The following is a 16,878-nucleotide window of genomic DNA, read 5'->3' on the forward strand; positions in this document are numbered from 1 at the left end:
AATGCTGGGGCGGGGCGCTTCACATCAATACCTGTTCCGCTTAGCGGAACATCGCACTGATCGATTCTTCATTGCTGATGCGGCGTACCGCTTCAGCGACAACCGGTGCGATATCCAGCTGGCGGATACGGTCACAGGCTTGAGCAGCGGCGGACAGCGGGACGGTGTTGGTCACCACCAGCTCGTCCAGTACCGACTTCTCGATATTCTCGATCGCGCGGCCCGACAGGACAGGGTGCGTGCAGTAGGCGTAAACCTTGGCAGCGCCGTGTTCTTTCAGGGCCTTGGCCGCGTGGCACAGGGTGCCGGCGGTATCGACCATGTCGTCTACCAGGATGCAAGTGCGCCCTTCGACATCACCGATGATGTGCATCACTTCGGAGTGATTGGCCTTTTCGCGGCGTTTGTCGATGATACCCAGGTCGACACCCAGGGACTTGGCGACGGCACGTGCGCGCACGACACCACCGATGTCCGGGGAGACGATCATCAGGTTCTCGAAACGCTGGTCTTCGATGTCGTCGACCAGTACGGGCGAGCCGTAGATGTTGTCGACGGGGATATCGAAGAAGCCCTGGATCTGGTCAGCGTGCAGGTCGACGGTGAGTACACGGTCGATACCCACGACAGTGAGCATGTCAGCAACAACTTTGGCGCTGATGGCTACACGTGCCGAACGCGGACGGCGGTCCTGGCGGGCGTATCCGAAGTAAGGAATCACAGCAGTGATTCGCGACGCAGAGGAGCGGCGGAAGGCATCAGCCATCACGACCAGTTCCATCAGATTGTCGTTGGTAGGGGCACAGGTTGGCTGGATGATGAAGACGTCCTTACCACGGACATTTTCATTGATCTCAGCACTGATTTCGCCGTCGGAGAACTTACCGACAGAAACATCACCCAGTGGAATATGCAGCTGACGTACGACACGCCGAGCCAGATCGGGGTTAGCGTTCCCCGTAAAGACCATCATCTTGGACACGCGCAGTACCTGAAGGCTGAGGGTATACCTGGATGAGTATAAGGAAAATGGCAGGGGCGGCTGGATTCGAACCAACGCATGGCAGGATCAAAACCTGCTGCCTTACCGCTTGGCGACGCCCCTGTATCTGTTGCTGCGAGCGCTAGGCACTCGACTTCTTGATCAGACTTTGCAGCTCACGATGCAACATCGAAATATTGCTTCCTTTCGCCACAAACCCTGTTTGGGTCTCTGAAAGAAGGGCCAGAACTTTATCAGCTTCGGCTTTGCTTGGGAAGGCCCCAAACACACAGCTTCCAGTGCCGGTCAGTCGAGCCTTTGTGAATTTACCCAATGAATTCAACGCATTGCGAACTTCTGGGTAACTCTGCTCTACCACCGGTTGGCAGTCATTTCGACTGTTTCCCTCGGGAACGGGGCGCATCTTAAGGGGGAGGGAATCACGTGTCAACAGTGGATGTGAAAAAATTTCTACAGTGCTGACAGACACTTGCGGCACCAGCACGACATACCAGGGTTCCTCCGGGTCGACCGGCGTCAGTTGCTCGCCCACGCCCTGGGCGAACGCGGCGTGGCCCCGCACGAACACTGGCACGTCGGCGCCCAGGGTCAGGCCCAGGGCGGCGAGGCGGTCTTCATCCCAGTCCAGTTGCCACAGATGAGCCAGAGCCAGCAGGGTGGTGGCGGCATCCGAACTGCCACCACCGATACCGCCACCCATGGGCAGTACCTTGTTCAGCCAGATGTCGGCGCCAAGGCCAGTGCCGGATTGTTCCTGCAACTTGCGCGCGGCGCGCACGATCAGGTTGCTGTCGTGTGGCACTGCGGCGATCTCGGTGTGCAGGCGGATCACGCCGTCGTCACGCCGGGCGAAGGTCAGCTCGTCGCCGTGGTCGAGGAATTGGAATACGGTTTCCAGCTCGTGGTAGCCGTCGGGACGGCGACCGATGATGTGCAGCCACAGGTTGAGCTTGGCCGGGGCGGGCAGGGTGATCTTGTGCATCGATCAGTGCCCCAGCTGGCGTGGCTGCCAGTCCTTGACCACCAGGGTCACGTCCAGGTTCTTGCCGTGCAGTTTCAGGCGATCGGGCAGCCAGTAACCGTTCTGCTCGGTGTAGCTCAGGTACTGCACCTGCCAGCCATCCTGGTCGAGGCTGGCCAGGCGGCTGTCGCCGTCCAGGGTCAGCTTGCTCTTGCTGTCGGGGGCGGGCAGGCCGCGCACCCACCAGACCAGGTGCGAGACCGGCAGTTGCCAGCCAAGCTGTTCTTCCAGCAAGGCTTCGGGGCTTTCTGCCTGATAGCGGCCCTGGTTGGCCACTTCCAGCACCACGCCACCAGGGCGACCGGTCAGACGTGCGGCGCCACGGCCCAGGGGGCCGGCCAGGCGGATGTCGTAGTAGTCCTGGCGCTGCAGCCAGAACAGCGTGCCGCTGCCGGAATCGCGCGGGGCACGGATGCCGACCTTGCCGTTGATCTGCCAGCCATCGAGGGTGCTCAGCTGCTCTTTATGAGCGCGCCACTGCTGTGGGTCGCCTTGGCCCTGCAGGGCTTCGCGGCTACCGAAGCCGGCGCAACCGGCCAGCAGGGCAATCAGGGTAAAGGTGATGCAATGGCGCAAGAACATGGCGTTAGAGGGTCTCGGATCCGGTCAGGCGCAAAACGGTCTTGCGCAGGATAGGGCTGTCGGGCTGGGTTTCGAAGGCCTTGGCCCAGACCTGACGTGCTTCGCGGCGCTTGCCGTTGGCCCACAGGACTTCACCCAGGTGGGCAGCCACTTCATGGTCGGGGAAGCGCTCCAGCGCCTGGCGCAGGTAGCGTTCGGCTTCATCGAGGTTGCCCAGGCGGTAGGCGACCCAGCCCAGGCTGTCGAGCACTGCCGGGTCGTCGGGGGTCAGCTGGTGGGCCTTGTCGATCAGCGCCTTGGCTTCGCTATAGCGGGTGGTGCGGTCGGCCAAGGTGTAGCCCAGGGCGTTCAGGGCCATGGCGTTTTCCGGCTCGCGGGCAATGATGGCGCGCAGGTCTTTCTCCATTTGCGCCAGGTCGTCGCGTTTTTCGGCCAGCATGGCACGGGTGTAAAGCAGGTTGAGGTCGTCCGGGTAGTGCTGGAGGGCTTGTTGCAGCACCTGGTTGGCCTGGGCGTCCTTATTGTTGTTGCTGTAGCTTTCCGACTCGATCAGGTACAGCTGGACGGCGATGTCCGGCTGCGCTTCGCGGGCCGCGGCAAGTTGGCGCGAGGCTTCGCTGCCACGGCCATTGGCGATGAGAATATCGGCCTGGCGCAATTGCGCCGGCAGGTAATCGGGGCCGGGGCCGACCTGTGCATACTCGCGCAGGGCGCCCGCCGGATCGTGGCGTTCTTCGGCGATGCGACCCAGGTTCAGGTGCGCGGCGTCGACGTTGCTGTCGCGTTCGATCATTTCGCGCAGGTAGCTTTCGGCCTCGTCCCAGTCCTTGTTCTCCAGGCACACCAAGGCCAGGGAGTAGCGCAGCTCATCGTCATCGGGGTATTGCTGGACCAGGCTGATGAATTCGCCCTTGGCGTCGGCGATACGGTCCTGTTCGACCAGGGTACGCGCATAGGTCAGGCGCAGGCGTTTGTCATCCGGGTTGTCGCGAATGGCCCCACGCAGCAGCGGCAGGGCCTCCGAGCCGCGGTCGAGGGCCTGGAGCAGGCGGGCGCGGAGCAGGATCGGAGCGATTTCGCCATCTTGTGTCGGGTGCGCTTCAAGCAGTTCGAGCGCCTCTTCGGTCTTGCCGTCCTGGTTGAGCAGCAAGGCCTTGCCAAACACCAGCTGGCTGTTGTCCGGGTACTTGACCAGCAGGCGGTCGAAGCTCTGCATCAGGCCATCGCGGGTGCTCTGGTCGGTTTCAGCGGCCGACAGAGCAAGGAAGTCGAAGTGGGTGTCGCCCTTGCCCTGCAGTACCTTCTCCATATAGGTCATGGAGTCGTCGTAGCGGCCAACACGCGCCAGCTGAATGGCGGCGGCGCGCTGGGCGTCGAGATTCTGCGGGTCGTTGCGGGCCCAGACCAGCGCGTTGTCGAGGGCCGGCTCGTCGGCACCGAGGTATTCGGCGATGCGGTAGGCGCGCTCGGAAACGCCGGGGTCCTGGGTCTTGGCGGCCTGGTCGGTGTAGTTGGCCAGGGCGATGTCGAAGCGGTTGCGTTGCCCGGCCAGCTCGGCCACCAGCAGGCTGTACAGCGTATCTTGCGTGAACGACCCATACGCCACGGGCTTTTGCGCCTCGCTTTTGTCAGCCTCGGCAACGGTAGGCTCGGCACTTTTCGGGGCCAGGCTCTGGCAGCCCTGGAGCAGGGCGAAGGCAAGCAGCAATGCGTAGGGTCTGTTCATATAAAGAGGCTTAGAAGGACTTACCGGCGGTCGGAGCATGATGACACAAGCGCGGGGGCAAACCCACCTGCGAAGGTCGAGGTTTACAGCAAGGGCTGCATGGGTCGGACCATGGCGAGGGGCGGAGGTTCTGAGGGATCGGCCGAGGCGGTGAGATGGAAATGGCCGGTTGAAACAAGTGGCTGAAAAAAATCGATCTGACGATGCGAATAGGCTTGCGGGTTGGGCAGGGTGTTCTGATTGCCGATCTTGGCGGTTGAGTTAGTTTACGGCTTCAAATATCGAAGCCGCTCGGAAATGTACCTTGAGAAATCCAGTTTCAAGAATTTTCAAGTGAATTTCAGTGCTGCTCTAACTCAAGGAAATAACGATGTCTGTAATGTCGAAATCGCTTGAAGAACTGCTTGCCAGCATTTACGCCGACGACAAAGTTTCCATGCGTGAATTCCTGACGCTGCAGGACGATGCTGATCGCCGGTGGGATAAGGTAATTGACGAACTGGGGCCGAACACCACATTGCTGGCGTTCCAGAAGGCCATGGATGTAGCCATGCACATGCTGCATTTGAGTGTCGAGCATATCAAGAAGCAAGAACTCACTGATCTGGGTGAGGCCATTGTCAAGGATGCGGTTACTGCTCAGGTTGAATACGTGAAAGCAGGCTGTGCACTGAGTCTTAGGGCTTTGAAAGTCGGGCCGAATACGCTCTGATCAGATATTGAGGCGCTGAATGTCGGCTGTCTCTGCTGCAGTCTGGGCGAGGGTGCTAGCTCCACTTTTAGCACGCTCGCCTCGCCTTTATCTCTTGAGTTAACCTCGCTCAAAATACCTTGTGAAACCTTCGAAGATGATTAGTGATGAAACGGAGAGTATCAGGTAATACCAGAAAAACAGAAGCAGGTGCTTGGTTTTCTGCGGGATGCTTTGGATGTCAATGGGGTCTGCCAAGTTTCGGCGTATATAAAAATTTGGGGTCGAGAGCATCCCGGCGATCCCGCAGAGTCTCATCATCTTGCCGAGAACTCCTGCAGTGGAGTACATCGACCGGTTTCCTTGCACAAACTTGCAGTTAATTAGCTGGGACTCAATGGTTTCGATGTGTCGGCAGGCGATGTAAATGAGCGCCACAAGACTGATCATTAGTGAGATCAACATAAAAAATGAAAGGAACATCCACGGCGAGCTTGTCATTTATCAAACGCCTCGTACAAAAAGTCTCCAAATTTTGTCGCCTGTCCCTCTCAGGTATTGGGTGCACTAGTTTGACACCCGGTACCTTGCTTTTTCACAAAGGATTCCGAAAACCTCGCCGCCTGCATCGCAGATCTTGTCAGTGTCAGCGGCTCTGATATGTTTTGGGACAGGTAAGCACTCCTGCGCCTGCAAGATCAACCGTCGATCAATTCATCCAAAAGTACAAAGTTACTCGGAAACACATTAGTGCAGCAAGTAGCCCAAGAAGTAAATTCCAGGTTGTGATCAGTGGTGTCTTTAATCGAGTCGGCATATTTTGAACGTCATTTAAATCGATCAGGCCTCTGCGTGCGCATAATTTGGGTGCCATTAGGGAGAAAGAAATTATGCCGATACGTAAAAGCTTTCCGAGCAAGCCGGCTTCTGAGTAGGCTGATTTGTTGTCGCGAACCATTTTGCAATTTGATAAGCAAGCTTCGATCTCGTCAATATGGCGATAAGCGATGTAGGTGACTACGCACATGGTCACCCCCAATGGTGTGATTATGAGAAATCCAATAATCGCGGCTATCGCTGAAGTCATTTGATGAAGTTCTCATAAAGGTAGTCAGCCATTACCTCGAAAGCCATACTGCCCGCTTCTCCCCCTGCGACTCCGCCTATTGCGCCACCGACCACTCCACAAACTAGCGCGCTAGTCCCACCGGTCGGAACTCCTAAAACGATACTGCAGCCAGCTACTGCTGCAGCCCCTGCGAAGTAACCGCCAGCGCCGCCTCCCGCCAGGCTACCCACCAATGCGCTACTTTCAACATACTTTGCTCTCCTGCATTCATCCGATCGCCCCGAGGTACATGCTTGATGTACTTCCATTCCTGATGCGTAGATATCAAGCGCAATGCCGATGTAGGTGCCTTTTTTGACTAGCCTGGCTGCCTTTGCGACTCCCGCAACCTTATCGGCATACCCTGCAATCTCCCCCGTATGCAGATAACTCTTCGTAGAAATCGCCAGTGTCCTTTTGATCGACCCTCTATTCTGCAGACCAGCCCCGAATGCTGCCAGCTTGCTCAACTGTTCATCCAGCTTCACGAACAGCGCAGCACGCCTAGCATAAAACTGGTCACGCGCCTTGAGCGTGCCGGAGCCAAGGTATTCCTTATGCAGCTTTTCAATTTCCAGCAGGGTGTCCTGAATAGCCTTTAGATGCCGGCTCCAGCCATCACTGACCACGCCCGCGCCCATAGAGGCGTGGGCAAGCAGGCTCTTCAGCAGTTCGAAATTCTCCAGGAAAAATTCGTCAGCGCCCTGACCGCTGCGCATCAGGCCCATATGGGTGATAGCGGCCTTTGACATCAGAAAAGCCTCATGGCTGGTGCAGGACGGCGTGGACCAGTCACCCATGACGACTAGCTCACCACTTTTGACCACTGAGTTGTAGATATGCGAATTCAACACATCGAACTTGCTGGCAGCGTGCCCCGTCAGGGCAAGGCCAGCCTTGAGCGTGTGGTAGTTCTGCATCCTGGGATTGACATAGGCGCGAGCTTGGGACATGGCGATACCCTCACGCGTACTTCTTGTTGCCGATCCGGTCCCAGCCGCCGGCGATGTTGCCGCCGCCGCTGCCGTCGATGCGCTTCTGCTGGGTATAGGTAGTCTTGATCCTGCCGTAGTCGAGCTGAACCACCTCTATTGGCACGCCGTCGGCGGCACTCTGGGTGTAGTCGGCAATGATAACTTCTTCGAGGACAATCTCGTAATACTTGAGCTTGTCACCACTCGCGCGGCAGAGCGCAAGTCTGACTTCCTTGAGGTGCTGGCCCGCACAACTGGCTTCCATTAGTTTGCAGCTGGCACTGTCGAGGAACTTGGTGAAAGTGAAGTTGCTTACGGCAGTACGACCTGATGTCGCTCCGCCGGCTGAACTTGCGGTGGCTGAAGTGCTTTGGCTGACACCGAAGTCATAGCCAGTGACTTCGATCCACTTGCTGTACTTCTCATCCATCGCCTGGAATCTCGTCGATTTTTATATAAGCGTCAAAAGCCATGCTTACCGCTCCTTGGCAATCATTAAGTGTGAAGGGCTTGTATGTGCTGACGGGGACCTGGCCCGGACAGTGATCGCCAAGACTAGGTATTGACACTGGGTAATGCAATGACTCGGGTGCAATTTCGGAAAAGGACTACAAGTTTGTGGATTAAATCCATACGAATATGTCGAAAGATTTCATTGACACTAACTTTTGTAGGAAATCTCTCGGAACTTCGTTTAGTGGTTAAACGGTTTTTGACTGGCAGCCCAGTGCTGACCGTCGCGCACATCCCTCGATGCATCGAAGCGACCCTTGTGGGAGCCGGCTTGCCGGCGATCACCGGCGTAGCCGGTGCCAAGCATTCGCAGTGCCTTCATCGCCGGCAAGCCGGCTCCCACAGGGGCGTCTGCCGCCAGGACGAGGCCTGCTATCACTCCAATAGCGAACGGTGGTTGTTCTAAAACCTGCGAAAGAGGACAATTATCGGCTTCCCGTCACAACCAGCGACCTTGCATGGCCTTTCTTGCACTTGGTATCAACCATAAGACTGCCTCGGTAGACGTACGCGAGCGCGTGGCGTTTACCCCAGAGCAGCTGGTCGACGCCCTGCAGCAGCTCTGCCGACTGACCGCCAGCCGCGAGGCGGCGATCCTGTCCACCTGCAACCGTAGCGAGCTCTATATAGAGCAGGACCACCTGTCTGCCGACGCCGTTCTGAAGTGGCTGGCCGAATACCACCGGCTGAGCCTGGATGAACTGCGCGCAAGCGCCTATATCCACGAGGAGCACGACGCCGTCCGGCACATGATGCGGGTGGCCTCGGGCCTGGACTCGCTGGTGCTCGGCGAGCCGCAGATCCTCGGCCAGATGAAGTCGGCCTATGCCGTGGCGCGCGAGGCCGGCACCATCGGCCCGCTGCTCGGGCGCCTGTTCCAGGCGACCTTCAGTGCCGCCAAGCAGGTGCGTACCGATACCGCGATCGGCGAGAACCCGGTGTCGGTGGCCTTCGCTGCGGTAAGCCTGGCCAAGCAGATCTTCAGCGACCTGGGACGCAGCCAGGCGCTGCTGATCGGTGCGGGTGAAACCATCACGCTGGTTGCCCGCCACCTGCATGAGCAGGGCGTGCGCCGAATCGTCGTGGCCAACCGCACGCTGGAGCGGGCCAGCACCCTCGCCGCGCAGTTCGGTGCCCACGCCGTGTTGCTGGCCGATATCCCCCAGGAGCTGGCGCACAGCGACATCGTCATCAGCTCCACCGCCAGCCAGTTGCCGATCCTTGGCAAGGGCGCCGTGGAGAGCGCGCTGAAGCAGCGCCGGCACAAGCCGATCTTCATGGTCGATATCGCCGTGCCGCGCGACATCGAGCCGGAAGTGGGTGAACTCGACGACGTCTACCTGTATACCGTCGACGACCTGCACGAAGTGGTCGCGGAAAACCTCAAGAGCCGCCAGGGCGCGGCCCAGGCGGCCGAGGAGTTGGTCTCGGTGGGCGCCGAGGACTTCATGCTGCGCCTGCGCGAACTGGCTGCGGTGGACGTGCTGCGCGCCTACCGCCAGCAGAGCGAGCGCCTGCGCGACGAAGAACTGCAAAAGGCCCAGCGCCTGCTGGCCAACGGCGGCAACCCCGAGGATGTACTGGCCCAACTGGCCCGTGGGCTGACCAACAAACTCCTGCACGCGCCCAGCGTGCAACTGAAAAAGCTCTCGGCCGAGGGCCGCCTCGATGCGCTGGCCATGGCCCAGGAACTCTTTGCCCTCAATGAGGGCTCGACGGACAAAACCCCGCAATGAAAGCGTCGCTGCTGAACAAACTGGACACGCTCCAGGACCGCTTCGAGGAACTCACCGCGCTGCTTGGTGACGCCGAAGTCATATCCGACCAGACCCGCTTTCGCGCCTATTCCCGCGAATACGCCGAAGTGGAGCCGGTGATCGCCGCCTATCAGGACTGGCGCAAGGTGCAGGACGACCTCGAGGGCGCCCAGGCGCTGCTCAAGGACGCCGACCCCGACCTGCGTGAAATGGCCGTGGAAGAAGTGCGCGATGCCAAGGAACAGCTGGTCGGCCTGGAGTCGCAGCTGCAGCGCATGTTGCTGCCCAAGGACCCCAACGACGGTCGCAACGTGTTCCTGGAAATCCGCGCCGGCACCGGCGGGGACGAGGCAGCCATCTTCTCGGGCGACCTGTTCCGCATGTACTCGCGCTACGCCGAGCGGCGTGGCTGGCGCCTGGAGATCCTGTCGGAGAACGAAGGCGAGCACGGCGGCTACAAGGAGGTCATCGCCCGCGTCGAAGGCGACAGTGTGTACGGCAAGCTCAAGTTCGAGTCCGGCGCGCACCGCGTGCAACGTGTACCAGAGACCGAGTCCCAGGGCCGCATCCATACCTCGGCGTGCACCGTGGCGGTACTGCCGGAGCCCGACGAGCAGGTGGCGATCGAGATCAACCCGGCCGACCTGCGCGTGGATACCTACCGCGCCTCCGGTGCTGGCGGTCAGCACGTCAACAAGACCGACTCGGCGATCCGCATTACCCACCTGCCCACCGGCATCGTGGTCGAGTGCCAGGAAGAGCGCTCGCAGCACAAGAACCGTGCGCGTGCCATGTCCTGGCTGTCGGCCAAGCTCAATGACATGCAGACCAGCGCTGCGCAGAACGCCATCGCCAGCGAGCGCAAGCTGCTGGTGGGCTCCGGCGACCGCTCCGAACGCATTCGCACCTACAACTATCCACAGGGCCGGGTCACCGATCACCGCATCAACCTGACCCTGTACTCCCTCGACGACATCCTCGCCGGCGGCGTGGACGCCGTGATCGAACCTTTGCTGGCCGAATACCAGGCCGACCAACTGGCCGCCCTGGGGGACTGATGACCATCATTGCCAGCCTGCTGCGCAACGCACAGTTGCCCGACTCGCCTACCGAGCGCCTGGACGCGGAACTGCTGCTGGCCGCGGCCATCGGCAAGTCGCGCAGCTACCTGCACACCTGGCCCGAACGCATCGTCAGCAGTGAGGATGCCGCGACCTACGCCGGCTACCTGCAGCGGCGCCGTGGCGGTGAGCCGGTCGCCTACATTCTGGGTCAGCAGGGTTTCTGGAAGCTTGACCTGGAAGTAGCGCCGCACACGCTGATTCCGCGGCCGGACACCGAGCTGCTGGTCGAAGCGGCCCTTGAGTTGCAGCCGGCGACGCCGTCGAAGGTCCTCGACCTGGGCACCGGAACCGGCGCCATTGCCCTGGCCCTGGCCAATGATCGCCCGGCCTGGCAGGTCACTGCGGTGGACCGGGTGGAGGAGGCGGTGGCCCTGGCCGAGCGCAATCGGCAACGCCTGGGCCTGGGCAATGTTCAGGTGCTGGCCAGCCACTGGTTCGACAACTTGGCCGGCCAGCGTTTCGACCTCATTCTCAGCAACCCGCCCTACATTGCCGCCGAAGATCCGCACCTGGTCGCGGGTGATGTACGCTTCGAACCCAGCAGTGCGCTGGTGGCGGGTGCTGATGGCCTGGACGACCTGCGAACGATCGTCAGCCAGGCACCACAGCACCTGTTGCCAGGGGGCTGGTTGCTGCTCGAACATGGTTACGACCAGGCAGCGGCAGTGCGTGAACTGCTGACCGTGCAGGGTTTCATCGAGGTTGCCAGCCGCAAGGACCTTGGCGGCCATGAACGTATTTCCTTGGGGCGTTTGCCATGCTGACCGATCAGGAACTGTTGCGTTACAGCCGGCAAATCCTGCTGGCGCAGGTGGACATCGACGGGCAGTTGCGGCTCAAACGCAGCAAGGCGTTGATCGTCGGCCTGGGTGGCCTCGGCTCGCCGGTGGCGCTGTATCTCGCCGCTGCAGGGGTTGGCGAATTGCACCTGGCCGATTTCGATACCGTCGACCTCACCAACCTGCAGCGCCAGGTGATTCATGACAGCGACAGCGTTGGCATGAGCAAGGTGGACTCGGCTGTACAGCGCCTGCAGGCGATCAACCCCGAGATCGGCCTGGTCGCTCACCGCCAGGCACTGGACGAAGATTCCCTGGCCGCCGCCGTGGCGGCGGTCGACCTGGTGCTGGACTGCTCCGACAATTTTTCTACCCGCGAGGCGGTCAACGCCGCGTGCTTCGCCATGGGCAAACCGCTGGTCAGCGGTGCGGCGATACGCCTCGAAGGGCAGTTGTCGGTGTTCGACCCGCGGCGCGACTACAGCCCCTGTTACCACTGCTTGTATGGCCACGGCAGCGAGGCCGAGCTGACCTGCAGCGAAGCCGGCGTGATTGGCCCGCTGGTAGGGCTGGTTGGCAGCCTGCAGGCGCTGGAGGCGATGAAGTTGCTGGCCGGTTTCGGCGAGCCGCTGGTGGGCCGCCTGCTGCTGATTGATGCGCTCGGCACCCGCCTGCGCGAGCTGCGGGTCAAGCGTGATCCGGCCTGCGCCGTGTGCGGCAAGCGCGATGGCTGAGCGTTCGGCGCCGATCGGCGTGATGGATTCGGGGGTCGGCGGTTTGTCGGTCCTCGCCGAGATCCAGCGGCTGTTGCCCAACGAATCGCTGCTCTACGTGGCCGACAGCGGCCATGTGCCGTATGGCGAGAAAACCCCGGACTATATTCGCCAGCGCCTTCGGCGCATTGCCGAGTTCTTCCAGGCGCAAGGTGCCAAGGCAATGGTGCTGGCGTGCAATACCGCAACCGTGGCGGCGGTTGCCGACCTGCGCGAGCTGTACCCCGATTGGCCGCTGGTGGGGATGGAGCCGGCGGTCAAGCCTGCTGCTGCAGCCACCCGTTCCGGGGTGGTGGGGGTGCTGGCTACGACCGGTACCTTGCAGAGTGCCAAATTTGCCGCCTTGCTCGACCGCTTCGCCAACGATGTGCGGGTGGTCACGCAACCTTGCCCTGGGTTGGTCGAGCGGATCGAGACCGGCGACCTGGGCAGCGAGCCATTGCGCCAGCTGCTGCTGGGCTATGTGCAACCGCTGCTGGCTGCAGGGTGTGACACGCTGATCCTCGGCTGTACCCATTACCCCTTTCTACGTCCGCTGCTGGCCACGATGGTGCCTGCTGACGTGGCCATCATCGACACCGGCGCGGCCGTGGCGCGCCAGCTGCAACGCTTGCTGGCGGCGCGCGGCCTGTTGTCCGACGGCCCTGTGCGTGAGGCCGCCTTGTGGACCAGCGCCGATCCGCAATCACTGAGCAAGATCCTCCCTGTGCTGTGGCAGGGCGCCGGCAGTGTGCAACGCTTTGCGATGTGAAAAAGCGGTGTCAGCGCGACAACGGCCACAGGCCACTCAAGTCCAACACTTCCAACACCAGTTCAGGCTCTCGCAGTGGCAAGCGCCGTAGCAGTTCCTCTGCGGCACTCTGCGGGGTCCAGGCATCGGGCGCGGCCTGCACCGATGTCACCGGTGTCTTGAGTGATTGCGGGGCTACCACCGTCAACGCAATACCCCGTTCCGTCAGCTCGTCGCGCTCCTCGCGCAACCACTGGGGCATTGTGTTCCAGCCCGCGGTGACCTGGGTCGGTGAATACAACTGCAAAGCCGAATAGCGGTTGAAGATGGCCATCACCTGCGGCGCGTTGCCTTTCGCCAGCAACGGCAAGACCTTGGCCAGGCAATGTTCGCCGGCCAATTGATTGGTGCTGACGATGCTTTCGAACAATTCGCTGTCCGGCACATCGTCAGCCAGGTAGTCAGAGGTGCCTGCATTGATGATCAGGCCGTCCAGTGATCCCCAGGCATGGCATAGCTGTTGGCAGGCACTGGCAGCCTGTTCTTCGTCATGCAATTGCCAGGGCAACTGCAACAGCCTGCTGCCATGGCGCGACGCCAGAGCCTGCAGTGCCTTGTCGTCCTTGCCGCTAGCGGCCACCCGGTGCCCTTGTTCGAGCAATCCTTCCAGCAAAGCCATACCCAGTCCGTTGGTGGCCCCCGTAACCCAGAAACTGCGCGAGTTTTTCAAATGACGGCCCTCTGCTCCTGTCAGCGCGGAAGGCTTTTGAAGGCCTCCAGAGCGCGCTGACGACTACTCCCGAGATCGACGATCGGGCTGTGATATGAATTAATAGCTAAAAGATCCGCAGATTTCACGGGCTGATGAATAGTTTTATTATCCAGTACCCTCAATTCTGGTAACCATTGGCGGATAAAGCGTCCCTCTGGGTCGAAGCGCTGCGATTGGGAAACCGGATTGAACAGCCGGAAATAGGGTACGGCATCGGTGCCCGTGGAAGCGCTCCACTGCCAACCACCATTGTTGGCGGCCAGATCACCGTCTATCAGGTGACGCATGAAGTGGCGCTCGCCCAAACGCCAGTCGATCAGCAGGTTCTTGCTGAGGAACATGGCGACGATCATGCGCAGGCGATTGTGCATCCAGCCGGTGTGCAGCAACTGGTGCATGGCGGCGTCGATGATCGGGAAACCGGTGCGCCCCTCCTTCCAGGCCTGCAGATCCTCGGGCGCATCACGCCAGGGCAGGGCTTCGGTGTGGGCGCGGAAAGCGCGATGGCGCGATACCTGTGGATAACCGTTCAGGATGTGCTTGTAGAACTCGCGCCAAAGCAACTCGTTGATCCAGGTCTGGATGCCGCTGCTACCGCTGTCGAACTCACCCCGGTTGCTGGTCAGCGCAGCGTGCAGGCATTGCCGTGGCGAGATCACGCCGGCGGCCAGGTAGGCCGACAGCTGGCTGGTGCCAGCCTTGGCCGGAAGATCGCGCAGGTGTTGGTAGTCTTCGACGGTTTCGTCGAGAAAACGCGCAAGCCGCGCCTGCGCTTCATCCTCACCGGCCGGCCAGTGCTCGCTGAGCGCACGCGCGGGTTTGTCGAAGCCCTCGATATGTTGGGGTATAGGGTCGCTGCTGATGTCCAGCGGCGCTTGCCGTTTTACCCGCTGGGCAAGCGCAGGCAGGCCACGGTGCAGGTGCTCAAGGCAGGCTTTCTTGAACTGGCTGAAAACCTGGAAGTAATCGCCGCTGCGGGTCAGGATCGTGCCGGGGCGCAGCAGCAACTGGTCCAGATAGCCATGGGCCTGGATGCCGTTAGCCTGCAGCAGCGCTCGGGTGGCCTGGTCGCGCCGGCTTTCGTTCATGCCGTACTCATCGTTCCAGTGCACCGACTCGATCGCGTGCTGACGGCATACCTCAAGTACGCAGGGCGCTGCTTCATCCCACCTGTCGATCTTGCGAATCAACAGCGGAATATTCAGCTTGCCAAGGGACTGGCGCAGGTCGCGCAGGTTGCGCAGCCAGAAGTCCACCTTGCACGCCGCGTCGTCATGGTCCTGCCATTGGCCCGGGCTGGCCAGCCACAACGCGACGACCGGGCCGCGCTCGGCGGCGGCGCTCAGGGCGGTGTTGTCGTCGATACGCAGGTCAGTGCGCAACCAGATCAATTGCATTGTGAAGTCATCTCGGTAAACCGGCGGTCATGGAGTTGCAGTAGACGCAGGGCCGCTTGGGGGGTATCGAACAGAAAAAGCTCGGGAAGATCGAACGCTTGCAACTGCGCCTGATGAAGCGAAACCGTGGCACCGCCGAGCAACTTCACCCCGGATACGCCCTGGAGTGTGCGCTGCAAGGTCTTTGCGTCGATACGTGGGCCCAGGTGCAGGAGCAGCGCCCTGGGTTGCAGTGCGGTGATTGCGCGTTGCAATTGCGCGCCGCTGACCGGCTGTTCCAGCACTTCAACGGCTATACCGTTGCTGCTCAGCAGCCAGGCACATAGCCACAGGGTGGGGTCGAATGGGCGCTCGGCGTCTTCGGCCAGCAGTACCGCTGGCCCCTGGAGCAGCAGGTTGTCATGGTAGACGCGTGCGCCCAGCTTGCTGCGCAGCCAGGTGTGGAAAAACACCTGTTCGAGCTGGGCGTTGAAATAGGTGCGCCAGCGCAGGGCCAGGCTTTCCAGCAACGGCAGCAGCAGCTGTTCGCACAGGGTGATGGCAGGGTACAAGGCCATGGCCTGGTTCAACTGCTGGTCCAGGGTGCGCTGGGAGAGGCCGGCAATGGCTTCGATGAGCTGCGCCTGCCGTGCCTGCCAGTCGCCCTGCACAGTGGCGCCGGTTGGTTTGTCGATCAGTTCGCGTACCTGTCCCACCGATGCGCCGCGTTCGAGCCAGGCGAGAATCGCTTCGACCCGTTCCACCTGCTCGTCGGTATACAAGCGATGTCCCTTGGCAGTACGTTGCGGTTTCAGCAAGCCATAGCGCCGCTCCCAGGCACGCAGTGTCACCGGGTTCACGCCGGTGCGGCGCGCCAGCTCGCCGATGGGCAGAAGCCCTTCAGACGGCATTGCGCAGCCCCAGGCTGTCGGGGTGTGGTTGCAGGTAGGCCTGCTGCAGCAGATAGGGGTCAGGGTGCTTGCGCAGATAGTGCTTGAGCAAGGTCAGCGGTACGACCAGGGGCACGAACCCTTGTTGGTACTGATCAATGATGTGCGCCAGCTCGGCTTTGTCCTGTTGCGTCAGCGCCCCTTTGAAATAGCCGCTCAGGTGCTGCAGGACGTTGCCATGGGTGCCTCGGCTGGCGCATCGGCGCAGGGCCTGCATCAACGCGCTGAAATATCGCGGCCCGATCACCTGCGGGTCGTCATCCCGGCTCATGCTGCCGAGCAGACGACCGAGTTGGCGATAGGCGTGCGGGTTGTTGGCCATCAACAGGTACTTGTAGCGCGAATGGAAGCGCACCAGGGCGCCGCGGCTCAAACCTTCGCTCAACAGGTGTTGCCAATCGGCGTAGGCATAGACGCGGCTGATGAAGTTTTCCCGCAGCACCGGGTCGTGCAGCCGGCCTTCTTCTTCCACCGGCAGGTCGGGACGCAGGGCGCAGAACGCCCCAGCATAGACACCTGTGCCACCTTGTGGGGCAGGGTGGCCGTTGTCCTGGTAGACCTTGACCCGTGCGAGTCCGCACGAAGGTGACTTCTGCATGAAGATATAGCCGCAGATATCATTCAGCTCATTGGCCATCTGCTCGCCATAGCTGCGCAGTGGACCGGTCAGGTCCATGCCGGGGTTGCGTGTGCTCACCACTGCAGGGTGGTCCGGGTCGCCAACCAGCCGTATAGGATCGCGCGGCACGCCCAGGCCGATGGCGACTTCCGGGCAGACGGGCAGCCAGTCGAAATGTTGCTCCAATTGCTCGCGGCACAGTTCGGAGGCCTTGTGCCCGCCGTTGTAACGCACGCTGTGCCCGCTCAGGCAGGCACTGATGGCGATGCGAGGTTTGGACGTGGCGGCGACGTCGAGCATGGCTATCTCCGTAATAAACTTGTACATGGACGATGGCATGTACAAGTTTATTCCAGCATAGCTGAAAACTTATGCAAGTG

At 60.9% G+C, this 16,878-nt stretch carries 15 protein-coding genes, 1 tRNA gene and 1 pseudogene; 6 read left to right on the forward strand and 11 right to left on the reverse strand.

What is annotated here, in order from left to right; translation table 11 throughout:
• Window positions 1–40: 40 nt before the first annotated feature.
• From ACIPZG_RS00240 to ACIPZG_RS00260, 5 genes are all read right to left on the reverse strand, one after another.
• On the reverse strand, window positions 41–982 hold the full coding sequence (locus ACIPZG_RS00240) for a ribose-phosphate pyrophosphokinase (protein WP_016391678.1): 942 nt from the start codon (window positions 980–982) through the stop codon (window positions 41–43).
• Between the two features lie 48 nt (window positions 983–1,030).
• Window positions 1,031–1,105, reverse strand: a tRNA-Gln gene (locus tag ACIPZG_RS00245).
• Between the two features lie 19 nt (window positions 1,106–1,124).
• Entirely contained in the window at window positions 1,125–1,985 is an 861-nt protein-coding gene (gene ispE, locus ACIPZG_RS00250; RefSeq protein ID WP_400709021.1) for a 4-(cytidine 5'-diphospho)-2-C-methyl-D-erythritol kinase, read from the reverse strand.
• A 3-nt stretch (window positions 1,986–1,988) separates the two neighbouring features.
• Complete coding sequence (lolB, locus tag ACIPZG_RS00255) at window positions 1,989–2,606, reverse strand: lipoprotein insertase outer membrane protein LolB (protein ID WP_008099054.1); 618 nt, start codon at window positions 2,604–2,606, stop codon at window positions 1,989–1,991.
• A gap of 4 nt (window positions 2,607–2,610) precedes the next feature.
• Complete coding sequence (locus tag ACIPZG_RS00260; protein ID WP_400709024.1) at window positions 2,611–4,332, reverse strand: tetratricopeptide repeat protein; 1,722 nt, start codon at window positions 4,330–4,332, stop codon at window positions 2,611–2,613.
• 370 nt (window positions 4,333–4,702) lie between these two features.
• Between ACIPZG_RS00260 and ACIPZG_RS00265 the strand changes: the two genes are divergently transcribed.
• Window positions 4,703–5,044, forward strand: a complete 342-nt coding sequence (locus tag ACIPZG_RS00265; protein WP_400709027.1) for a hypothetical protein — start codon at window positions 4,703–4,705, stop codon at window positions 5,042–5,044.
• 1,062 nt (window positions 5,045–6,106) lie between these two features.
• On the opposite strand, the gene ACIPZG_RS00270 is transcribed toward ACIPZG_RS00265, so the two are convergent.
• Window positions 6,107–7,084, reverse strand: coding sequence for a hypothetical protein (locus ACIPZG_RS00270; RefSeq protein WP_400709030.1), 978 nt, complete (start codon window positions 7,082–7,084; stop codon window positions 6,107–6,109).
• Window positions 7,085–7,094: 10 nt separating this feature from the next.
• Window positions 7,095–7,578: pseudogene (locus ACIPZG_RS00275) on the reverse strand (Hcp family type VI secretion system effector).
• A 498-nt stretch (window positions 7,579–8,076) separates the two neighbouring features.
• Here ACIPZG_RS00275 and hemA point away from each other — a divergent pair.
• The 5 genes from hemA to murI are packed head-to-tail and all read left to right on the forward strand — an operon-like array spanning window position 8,077 to window position 12,802.
• Window positions 8,077–9,354, forward strand: a complete 1,278-nt coding sequence (hemA, locus tag ACIPZG_RS00280; RefSeq protein ID WP_400639017.1) for a glutamyl-tRNA reductase — start codon at window positions 8,077–8,079, stop codon at window positions 9,352–9,354.
• Window positions 9,351–10,433, forward strand: a complete 1,083-nt coding sequence (gene prfA, locus ACIPZG_RS00285; protein ID WP_008099067.1) for a peptide chain release factor 1 — start codon at window positions 9,351–9,353, stop codon at window positions 10,431–10,433. Before hemA ends, prfA begins: the two co-directional genes overlap by 4 nt.
• Window positions 10,433–11,263: a peptide chain release factor N(5)-glutamine methyltransferase gene (gene prmC / locus ACIPZG_RS00290; protein ID WP_400709033.1), complete on the forward strand. Its 831-nt coding sequence runs from the start codon at window positions 10,433–10,435 to the stop codon at window positions 11,261–11,263. The genes prfA and prmC overlap by 1 nt, the downstream gene beginning before the upstream one ends.
• Window positions 11,257–12,012 (forward strand): molybdopterin-synthase adenylyltransferase MoeB, encoded by a 756-nt coding sequence (locus ACIPZG_RS00295; protein ID WP_400709036.1) that lies wholly within the window; start codon window positions 11,257–11,259, stop codon window positions 12,010–12,012. The genes prmC and ACIPZG_RS00295 overlap by 7 nt, the downstream gene beginning before the upstream one ends.
• The gene (gene murI / locus ACIPZG_RS00300; protein WP_400709039.1) at window positions 12,005–12,802 is read left to right on the forward strand and encodes a glutamate racemase; all 798 of its coding nucleotides are present in this window, start codon (window positions 12,005–12,007) and stop codon (window positions 12,800–12,802) included. The genes ACIPZG_RS00295 and murI overlap by 8 nt, the downstream gene beginning before the upstream one ends.
• 10 nt (window positions 12,803–12,812) lie before the next feature.
• Here murI and ACIPZG_RS00305 read toward each other — a convergent pair whose 3' ends face one another.
• From ACIPZG_RS00305 to ACIPZG_RS00320, 4 genes are read right to left on the reverse strand one after another with little or no spacing between them, the layout of a single operon-like run.
• Window positions 12,813–13,511 (reverse strand): SDR family oxidoreductase, encoded by a 699-nt coding sequence (locus ACIPZG_RS00305; RefSeq protein ID WP_400709042.1) that lies wholly within the window; start codon window positions 13,509–13,511, stop codon window positions 12,813–12,815.
• 20 nt (window positions 13,512–13,531) lie between these two features.
• A complete protein-coding gene (phrB, locus tag ACIPZG_RS00310; RefSeq protein WP_400709045.1) occupies window positions 13,532–14,950 on the reverse strand; it encodes a deoxyribodipyrimidine photo-lyase in 1,419 nt (472 codons plus the stop codon).
• Window positions 14,941–15,840 (reverse strand): MerR family transcriptional regulator, encoded by a 900-nt coding sequence (locus ACIPZG_RS00315; protein WP_400709048.1) that lies wholly within the window; start codon window positions 15,838–15,840, stop codon window positions 14,941–14,943. The genes phrB and ACIPZG_RS00315 overlap by 10 nt, the downstream gene beginning before the upstream one ends.
• A complete protein-coding gene (locus ACIPZG_RS00320) occupies window positions 15,830–16,798 on the reverse strand; it encodes a YbgA family protein (RefSeq protein ID WP_400709051.1) in 969 nt (322 codons plus the stop codon). Before ACIPZG_RS00320 ends, ACIPZG_RS00315 begins: the two co-directional genes overlap by 11 nt.
• Window positions 16,799–16,878 lie beyond the last annotated feature (80 nt).

Origin of the sequence: Pseudomonas sp. NPDC089395, assembly GCF_044749525.1 — a bacterium.
GTDB lineage: Bacteria > Pseudomonadota > Gammaproteobacteria > Pseudomonadales > Pseudomonadaceae > Aquipseudomonas.